Annotated in this window: 2 protein-coding genes; both read left to right on the top strand. The window is 74.5% G+C overall.

All coding sequences use genetic code 11. The features are described from left to right. A partial coding sequence (locus AB0C29_RS49625) for a metallopeptidase TldD-related protein (RefSeq protein ID WP_360835516.1) occupies positions 1-806 on the top strand: 806 nt, incomplete at its 5' end. A 78-nt stretch (positions 807-884) separates the two neighbouring features. Beyond that, on the top strand, positions 885-1153 hold a 269-nt coding region (locus tag AB0C29_RS49630), incomplete at its 3' end, for a hypothetical protein (protein WP_360835518.1).

Genomic DNA, 1153 nt, shown 5'->3' on the forward strand with positions numbered 1-1153 from the left:
CCGACCTGGACGGCACCGCGCTGGGCACCCGGGCAGCGGCGAAGGCCCGCGCCGGCGGCCGCCCGATCGAGCTGCCCCCGGGCCGCTACGAGGTGGTCCTTGAGCCGACCGCGGTCGCCGACATCCTCGACAACCTGGCCACCTTCGGCTTCAACGGCAAGTCGTTCGCGCAGCACCAGTCCTTCGCGGAGCTGGGCGTCCAGCAGTTCGACCGGGCGGTGACCATCCTCGACGAGCCGCTGGGCGCGACCCTGCCGTTCGACCAGGAAGGCACGCCGCGCGACACCCTGATCCTGGTCGACGCGGGCACCACCACGGCGGTCAGCCACGACCGCACCTCAGCGGCCGAAGCCGGCTCGACCTCCACCGGCCACGCCGGTGCGGCATCCCGCTCCTGGGGCCCGATCGCCTCCAACCTCCGCCTGGCCTCCGGGCCGGGCGGTGACGCCTCGTCCCCGGAGACCGGCGAAGGCCCGACGGCAGCATCGGCCCGCGCCCTGGTCAGCGGCATGCGGCGGGGTCTGCTGATCACCGACTTCTGGTACACCCGGGTGCTGGACCAGAAGAGCCTGGTCATCACCGGCCTGACCCGCAACGGCGTCTGGCTGGTCGAGGACGGCGAGGTGACGGCGGCGGTGGGGAACATGCGGTTCACGCAGTCCTATCCGCAGGCTCTGGGGCCGGGAGCGGTGCTGGGGGTGGGGGCCGAGGGGGTGTCGCTGCCGGATCGGTGGTCCGGGGTTCGTTACACGGCACCAGCCCTGCACCTCCAGTCCTGGAACCTGACCGGCAACGCCTCCGGCTGACCCGCCGACGCGGTTCCTGGCGCCGGGTTGACCTGACCGCCGCCGCCAGCGCCCGCAGCGAGACGCCACGCCGCAAGGTTGTGCCGTCTCGCTCGCGAGTGGACCCGCCTCCGGAAGCTCTACCGGCTCAGCGCCGCTGGAGACCCGCCGGGCCGCCCGGCCACGGTCGCCGCGTCGGTCGAGGCCGAAGACCCGCCGGGCTACCCGGCCACGGTCGCCGCATCGGTCGAGGCCGAAGACCCGCCGGGCTACCCGGCCACGGTCGCCGCATCGGTCGAGGCCGAAGACCCGCCGAGCTGCCCGCCCGCGGTGGGCGCGTCGGTCGAGGCCGGAGACCTGCCTGGCGG

Origin of the sequence: Actinoplanes sp. NPDC048791, from assembly GCF_040650095.1 — a bacterium.
In the GTDB taxonomy this organism is placed as follows: Bacteria; Actinomycetota; Actinomycetes; order Mycobacteriales; family Micromonosporaceae; genus Actinoplanes.